General features: G+C 49.0%; 1 protein-coding gene. It reads left to right on the top strand.

Features of this window, described 5'->3' with window-relative positions; translation table 11 throughout:
* The first annotated feature begins 24 nt into the window (after positions 1 to 24).
* Complete coding sequence (locus tag IE099_RS20690; protein WP_189574782.1) at positions 25 to 426, top strand: hypothetical protein; 402 nt, start codon at positions 25 to 27, stop codon at positions 424 to 426.
* Positions 427 to 531 lie beyond the last annotated feature (105 nt).

Genomic DNA, 531 nt, shown 5'->3' with positions numbered 1-531 from the left:
GAACGTTAGCCTAAAATATTCGCTATGGGATACTCATTGAAAATCGAACGGCCAGAGAACCCAATTACGCTTGAACAGTGGTCAGAAGTAGTTGGTTCAACAGAAGGCATTAGACTTGCGGGTTCGGCATCTAACACCTTAACGAATCCCTTGACCGGTGAAGTGATCAGCTTGAAGTCTAAAGAAGGAGATGCAGAAGTCTTCGATTCTGAGACTGGACAGTGGCATTCTGCTATTATGTGGCGGGACAGGAACGGGACAGCATCGTTCAATTCAAGAATTGTTGCCGGAGCTACTGACTATAATGACCTTACGGATTCAATTTGGCTTTGCTTGGCATCGGTCGCCAAGAAACTATCTGCCCAGATTAGCGGTGAGGAAGGCGAACTGTTCGACCTCGATACTGCAAAACAAACCTCTGGCTAACAATGCGCAGCACCACAAATCCGACCGCGCTGGCGAGTCGGAGACTTGACTGGAGAAGGGAAGGTGGTAGAAGTATCGAAAGCGCGCTGAGTCGGTCGGATTGGG

This window comes from Roseibacillus persicicus (assembly GCF_014651675.1).
Lineage (GTDB): Bacteria > Verrucomicrobiota > Verrucomicrobiia > Verrucomicrobiales > Akkermansiaceae > Roseibacillus > Roseibacillus persicicus.
The sequence above is the reverse complement of the archived record's forward strand: the minus strand, read 5'-3'. Positions and strand labels throughout refer to the sequence as shown.

What these genes read in the sequence shown, in the direction of transcription:
- IE099_RS20690 (WP_189574782.1), top strand. Translation starts at nt 25, where the DNA reads ATGGGATACTCATTGAAAATCGAACGGCCAGAGAACCCAATTACGCTT.